This is a genomic window from Serratia sp. LSHTC3, from assembly GCF_057197125.1.
Map to the genome: position 1 here is coordinate 581,252 of NZ_JBXUNP010000003.1, position 6,000 is coordinate 587,251.

Sequence of the window (6,000 nt, forward strand, 5' to 3'; positions counted from 1 at the left end):
GCATTTCTGCGCGCCGGCCGCCGCGTCGCCTTGATAAATGCTACTATCGGGCGCATATACCTGAATTCGCGAGGGAGGGGTTATGAGTGAAAACCAACTGCGCCGGCTCAGCGTGCTGGCGGGGGAAAAACTGAAGGCGCAGGGCCGCTGGATCACCTGCGCGGAATCCTGCACCGGCGGCGGCATCGCCAAGGCCATCACCGATATCGCCGGCAGCTCCGCCTATTTCGATCGCGGTTTCGTCACCTACAGCAATGCGGCGAAACATGATCTGCTGGGGGTGAGCGAAGCGACGTTGATGGCGCACGGCGCGGTCAGCGAAGAGGTGGTGCGCGAGATGGCGATAGGGGCGCTGCGGGCGGCGCAGGCCGATCTGGCGCTGTCGGTGAGCGGCATCGCCGGCCCGGACGGCGGCAGCGTGGAAAAGCCGGTCGGCACCGTGTGGTTCGGCTTTGCCAGCAGCGATGGCCGGGGGCTTTCGCGCAAGATGCAATTCGAGGGCGACCGAGATGCGGTGCGGCTGCAGGCGACGATTTTCGCGCTGCAAACCGCCATCGACGAATTTTTGTAAATTAGGCTTGATACTGTATGACCATACAGTATAATTAGTGACATTTCCTGCACAACATACATTCAGTGGCAGTGTGGGGTAACACCGGCATTGCGAAACGAAGGAGCAAAAATGGCTATTGATGAGAACAAGCAAAAGGCGTTAGCTGCGGCACTGGGCCAGATTGAGAAACAGTTCGGCAAAGGCTCCATCATGCGCCTGGGTGAAGACCGCTCCATGGACGTGGAAACGATCTCCACCGGCTCACTGTCACTCGATATCGCCCTGGGCGCCGGCGGCCTGCCGATGGGCCGCATCGTAGAAATCTACGGCCCGGAATCGTCCGGTAAAACCACTTTGACGCTGCAGGTGATCGCCGCTGCGCAGCGCGAAGGCAAAACCTGTGCGTTCATCGACGCCGAACACGCGCTGGATCCTATCTATGCGAAAAAGCTGGGCGTCGATATCGACAACCTGCTGTGCTCCCAGCCGGATACCGGCGAGCAGGCGCTGGAAATCTGTGATGCGCTGACCCGCTCCGGCGCGGTTGATGTCATCATCGTCGACTCCGTGGCGGCGCTGACGCCGAAGGCGGAAATCGAAGGTGAAATCGGCGATTCGCACATGGGCCTGGCGGCGCGCATGATGAGCCAGGCGATGCGTAAACTGGCCGGCAACCTGAAAAACGCCAATACCCTGCTGATCTTCATCAACCAGATCCGTATGAAAATTGGTGTGATGTTCGGCAACCCGGAAACCACGACCGGCGGTAACGCCCTGAAGTTCTATGCTTCGGTGCGTCTGGATATCCGCCGCATCGGCGCCATCAAAGAAGGCGACGAAGTGGTGGGCAGCGAAACCCGCGTGAAAGTGGTGAAGAACAAAATCGCTGCGCCGTTCAAACAGGCTGAGTTCCAAATCATGTACGGCGAAGGCATCAACAGCCGCGGCGAACTGGTCGATCTGGGCGTGAAGCACAAGATGATCGAAAAAGCCGGCGCCTGGTACAGCTATAACGGCGAGAAGATTGGTCAGGGCAAGGCGAACGCCTGTAACTTCCTGAAAGAAAACCCGGCTATCGCCGCCGAGCTGGACAAGAAGCTGCGCGACCTGCTGCTGCACAGCGGCGGTGAGCTGGTGGCTGCTTCCGGTGACGACTTCGAAGACGACGAAGCGGAAACCAGCGAGCAGTTCTAATCGCTGAGATGTGCGCCGCCGTATATGTGGCGCATATCCTCTGAATTCAGGCTTGAATGATGAATGACTTGCTAAGCCGCGCCATGCGCCTGCTGTCGCAACGCGATCATAGTGAAGCTGAACTGCGCCGCAAACTTGCGGCGCAGCCGTTTGTGGCGAAAGCCCGGTTTGGCGGTAAGGGGCCACAAGCACCGGCATCACCGCCGGTGGCCGAAGAGCCGGTGGATCCTGCGCTGATCGATCAGGTTATCGCCTACTGTTACCAGCACAACTGGCTGGATGATAAGCGTTTCGCACACAGCTACATCGGCAGCCGCAGCCGCAAGGGTTATGGCGCGCAGCGCATCCGCAGCGAACTGATGCAAAAGGGCGTGGATAAAGCGCTGGTGCAGGACGCGTTGGCGGAATGCGATATCGACTGGTGCGAACAGGCGAAACAGGTGGCGCAGCGAAAATTTGGCGATGCGTTGCCAACCGACTGGAAAGAGAAAGCCAAAGTGCAGCGTTATCTGCTCTATCGCGGCTTCTTCCAGGAAGAAATTCAGTCAATTTACCGTGATTTTGCGCAATGAGCGCACACGGGGTTTTACTTCCCTCTGAAGAAAATTTATCTTATCCCCACTTTTTGTTCGTGAGCTGGTTGTCATCGTCGGGATGACGCGCCACCGGCTCACGTGTCGTTATTCTAGCCTTTCCAGGAAAATTATGAGCAAGAGCACCGCTGAGATCCGTCAAGCGTTTCTCGATTTCTTTCATAGTAAGGGTCATCAGGTTGTAGCAAGCAGCTCCCTGGTGCCTAACAATGATCCGACATTGCTGTTTACCAATGCCGGCATGAACCAATTTAAGGATGTTTTCCTGGGGCTCGACAAACGCGCCTATTCCCGCGCCACCACCTCGCAGCGCTGCGTGCGCGCAGGCGGCAAGCATAACGACCTGGAAAACGTCGGTTATACCGCTCGTCACCACACCTTCTTTGAAATGCTGGGTAACTTCAGCTTCGGCGATTACTTCAAGCACGACGCGATCAGCTACGCGTGGGAACTGCTGACCGGTGAAAACTGGTTCAACCTGCCGAAAGAGAGACTGTGGGTCACCGTGTATGAAACCGATGACGAAGCATTCGACATCTGGCAGAAGCAAATCGGCGTACCGGCCGAGCGCATTATCCGCATCGGCGATAACAAGGGCGCGCCTTTCGCTTCAGATAACTTCTGGCAGATGGGTGATACCGGCCCATGCGGCCCGTGCACCGAGATTTTCTACGATCACGGCGATCACATCTGGGGCGGCCCTCCGGGCAGCCCGGAAGAAGACGGCGACCGCTACATCGAGATCTGGAACATCGTTTTCATGCAGTTCAACCGTCAGTCCGACGGCACCATGCTGCCGCTGCCGAAACCTTCGGTGGATACCGGCATGGGTCTGGAGCGCATCGCGGCGGTGTTGCAGCATGTGAACTCCAACTATGAGATCGACCTGTTCCGTACCCTGATCGCCGCCGTAGCGAAAGTGACCGGCGCGACCGATCTGGATAACAAATCCCTGCGCGTTATCGCCGACCACATTCGTTCCTGCGCCTTCCTGGTGTCTGACGGCGTGATCCCGTCTAACGAAAACCGCGGCTACGTGCTGCGTCGTATCATTCGCCGCGCGATCCGTCATGGCAACATGCTGGGCGCGAAAGATACCTTCTTCTACAAGCTGGTAGCGCCACTGATCGAAGTGATGGGCCCGGCGGCCGACGAGCTGAAACGCCAGCAATCGCTGGTGGAACAGGTGCTGAAAACCGAAGAGGAGCAGTTTGCCCGCACGCTGGAGCGTGGTCTGGCGTTGTTGGACGAAGAACTGGCCAAGCTGCAGGGCGATACTCTGGACGGCGAAACCGCTTTCCGTCTGTACGATACCTACGGTTTCCCGGTCGATCTGACCGCTGACGTCTGCCGCGAGCGCGGTCTGAAAGTCGACGAAGCGGGCTTTGAAGAAGCGATGGAAGCGCAGCGCCGCCGCGCGCGCGAATCCAGCGGCTTCGGCGCCGACTACAACAGCCTGATCCGCGTGGATGGCAGCAGCCAGTTCAGCGGCTACGATCACGACGAGCAGCAGGCGACGGTGATCGCGCTGTTCCGTGACGGCCAGCCGGTCGAGCAGATCAACGCCGGCGAAGAGGCGGTGGTGGTGCTGGACGAGACGCCGTTCTACGGTGAATCCGGCGGCCAGGTCGGCGATAAAGGCGTGCTGAAAGCCGCCGGCGCCGAGTTTGTGGTCAATGACACCCAGAAATACGGTCAGGCTATCGGCCACCAAGGCAAACTGGCGCAGGGCTCGCTGAAGCTGAACGATCGCGTGGATGCGCAGATCGACGCCGAGCGCCGCAACAGCATCCGCCTGAACCACTCCGCGACTCACCTGCTGCACGCTGCGCTGCGCCAAACGCTGGGCGATCACGTTGCGCAGAAAGGCTCGCTGGTTAACGACAAATACCTGCGTTTCGACTTCTCGCACTTCGAAGCGATGAAGCCGGAACAAATCCGCGCGGTGGAAGATCTGGTGAACCAGCAGGTGCGTCGTAACCTGCCGGTGCAGACCGAGCTGATGGCGTTGGAAGACGCCAAAGAGAAGGGCGCAATGGCGTTGTTCGGTGAGAAGTACGACGACAACGTGCGCGTGCTGACCATGGGCGACTTCTCCACCGAGCTGTGCGGCGGCACCCACGCCAGCCGCACCGGCGATATCGGCCTGTTCCGCATTTTGAGCGAGTCGGGCACCGCGGCGGGCATCCGCCGTATTGAAGCGGTGACCGGCGCAGGCGCTATCGCCACGCTGCACCAGCAAAGCGATTTGTTGCAAGACGTTGCGCAGTTGGTGAAGGGCGACAGCAACAACCTGACCGATAAAGTGCGCTCGGTGCTCGATCGCACCCGCGCGCTGGAAAAAGAACTGCAGCAACTGAAAGATCAGCAGGCGGCGCAGGAAAGCGCGTCGCTGTCCAGCCAGGCGAAACTGGTTAACGGCGTGAAGCTGTTGGTCAGCCAGTTGGACAATGTCGAAGCCAAAATGCTGCGCACCATGGTGGATGACCTGAAAAATCAATTGGGTTCGGCCATTATCGTGTTGGCGACGACGGCTGATGACAAAGTCAGCCTGGTCGCGGGCGTGACCAAGGATCTGACTGACCGCGTGAAAGCCGGCGAGTTGATCGGCAACGTGGCGCAGCAGGTCGGCGGCAAGGGCGGTGGTCGCCCGGATATGGCGATGGCGGGGGGGACGGATATCAACGCTCTGCCAGCGGCGTTAAACAGCGTAGAAGCCTGGGTGGCCTCAAAACTGTGAACATAAATAAATAGCACGGACAAACGCCATAATACTTTGTTGATTATGGCGTTTTCATACTGTGCTAACACAATTTAGTTACAATTGCGGGAACAAAGTTTTTCTGGTCGGCTAAACTTACCATTATCTGAGGTGGGACCAAGTCTGCTTACACTTATTGTGGATTGCGCGGCTTACGTTTTCACCACATATGATGGATAATGACGGGGAAACTGAGAGACCCGACTCTTTTAATCTTTCAAGGAGCAAAGAATGTTAATTCTGACTCGTCGAGTTGGTGAAACCCTCATGATTGGCGATGAGGTTACGGTCACTGTGCTAGGGGTAAAAGGCAACCAGGTGCGTATTGGTGTGAACGCCCCCAAAGAGGTTTCAGTTCACCGTGAAGAAATCTATCAGCGCATTCAGGCAGAGAAGTCTCAGCAGACGACTTACTGATTCCGAAGCAGCGTCTCGTTGCCAGACGAGACGCTACTGCATCGTTTTACCCACTTCTTTCGTTCTCCCCTCTCTTTTTCGTGATTATTTTCCCGGTGAGTTTCCTGCTTTATTGCTGCAGACGTTGCGGTTGCCTGTTGATTAAACGCCCTTTTTGCCGTGAAATCGCCCATGTTGGGTGCGAATTGTGCAAACGCGCATGAGTTGGGAAAAATTGTTTGACTTAAAAGTCGGAGAAAGTAATATGTGCGCCACGCAGTGCCGATGAGCTTCTCCAAAGCAAGTTAGGCACAATTCGAAAGAAGCGTATGGTGAGGTGGCCGAGAGGCTGAAGGCGCTCCCCTGCTAAGGGAGTATGCGGTCAAAAGCTGCATCCGGGGTTCGAATCCCCGCCTCACCGCCATTTGCATCCGTAGCTCAGCTGGATAGAGTACTCGGCTACGAACCGAGCGGTCGGAGGTTCGAATCCTCCCGGATGCACC

General features: G+C 57.5%; 6 protein-coding genes and 2 tRNA genes. 7 read left to right on the forward strand and 1 reads right to left on the reverse strand.

The window, feature by feature from the left end; genetic code table 11:
- Positions 1 to 82 precede the first annotated feature (82 nt).
- The 3 genes from pncC to recX all read left to right on the forward strand — a co-directional run bounded on the left by pncC (position 83) and on the right by recX (position 2,319).
- Complete coding sequence (gene pncC / locus AC2CGI_RS15530; RefSeq protein WP_015376700.1) at positions 83 to 571, forward strand: nicotinamide-nucleotide amidase; 489 nt, start codon at positions 83 to 85, stop codon at positions 569 to 571.
- Positions 572 to 682: 111 nt separating this feature from the next.
- Positions 683 to 1,747 carry a recombinase RecA gene (gene recA, locus AC2CGI_RS15535; RefSeq protein ID WP_004932541.1) on the forward strand — a complete coding sequence of 355 codons (1,065 nt, stop codon included), beginning with the start codon at positions 683 to 685 and terminating at the stop codon, positions 1,745 to 1,747.
- A 59-nt stretch (positions 1,748 to 1,806) separates the two neighbouring features.
- A complete protein-coding gene (gene recX / locus AC2CGI_RS15540) occupies positions 1,807 to 2,319 on the forward strand; it encodes a recombination regulator RecX (RefSeq protein ID WP_076740952.1) in 513 nt (170 codons plus the stop codon).
- A gap of 40 nt (positions 2,320 to 2,359) precedes the next feature.
- On the opposite strand, the gene AC2CGI_RS15545 is transcribed toward recX, so the two are convergent.
- Entirely contained in the window at positions 2,360 to 2,503 is a 144-nt protein-coding gene (locus tag AC2CGI_RS15545; protein ID WP_162180460.1) for a hypothetical protein, read from the reverse strand.
- Between AC2CGI_RS15545 and alaS the strand changes: the two genes are divergently transcribed.
- The 4 genes from alaS (at position 2,453) to AC2CGI_RS15565 (ending at position 5,998) form a co-directional block, all read left to right on the forward strand.
- Positions 2,453 to 5,080: an alanine--tRNA ligase gene (alaS, locus tag AC2CGI_RS15550; RefSeq protein ID WP_004932534.1), complete on the forward strand. Its 2,628-nt coding sequence runs from the start codon at positions 2,453 to 2,455 to the stop codon at positions 5,078 to 5,080. The two genes, AC2CGI_RS15545 and alaS, sit on opposite strands and share 51 nt — an antisense overlap.
- 252 nt (positions 5,081 to 5,332) lie before the next feature.
- Positions 5,333 to 5,518: a carbon storage regulator CsrA gene (csrA, locus tag AC2CGI_RS15555; RefSeq protein WP_004091602.1), complete on the forward strand. Its 186-nt coding sequence runs from the start codon at positions 5,333 to 5,335 to the stop codon at positions 5,516 to 5,518.
- Between the two features lie 310 nt (positions 5,519 to 5,828).
- A tRNA-Ser gene (locus AC2CGI_RS15560) sits at positions 5,829 to 5,921 on the forward strand.
- A 3-nt stretch (positions 5,922 to 5,924) separates the two neighbouring features.
- Positions 5,925 to 5,998: transfer RNA gene (locus AC2CGI_RS15565), tRNA-Arg, on the forward strand.
- Positions 5,999 to 6,000 lie beyond the last annotated feature (2 nt).

Bases quoted from the DNA above. Each gene is read 5' to 3' on its own strand.
- csrA (WP_004091602.1), top strand. From the start codon at position 5,333: ATGTTAATTCTGACTCGTCGAGTTGGTGAAACCCTCATGATTGGCGAT.
- recX (WP_076740952.1), top strand. From the start codon at position 1,807: ATGAATGACTTGCTAAGCCGCGCCATGCGCCTGCTGTCGCAACGCGAT.
- alaS (WP_004932534.1), top strand. From the start codon at position 2,453: ATGAGCAAGAGCACCGCTGAGATCCGTCAAGCGTTTCTCGATTTCTTT.
- AC2CGI_RS15545 (WP_162180460.1), bottom strand. From the start codon at position 2,503: ATGAAAGAAATCGAGAAACGCTTGACGGATCTCAGCGGTGCTCTTGCT.
- pncC (WP_015376700.1), top strand. From the start codon at position 83: ATGAGTGAAAACCAACTGCGCCGGCTCAGCGTGCTGGCGGGGGAAAAA.
- recA (WP_004932541.1), top strand. From the start codon at position 683: ATGGCTATTGATGAGAACAAGCAAAAGGCGTTAGCTGCGGCACTGGGC.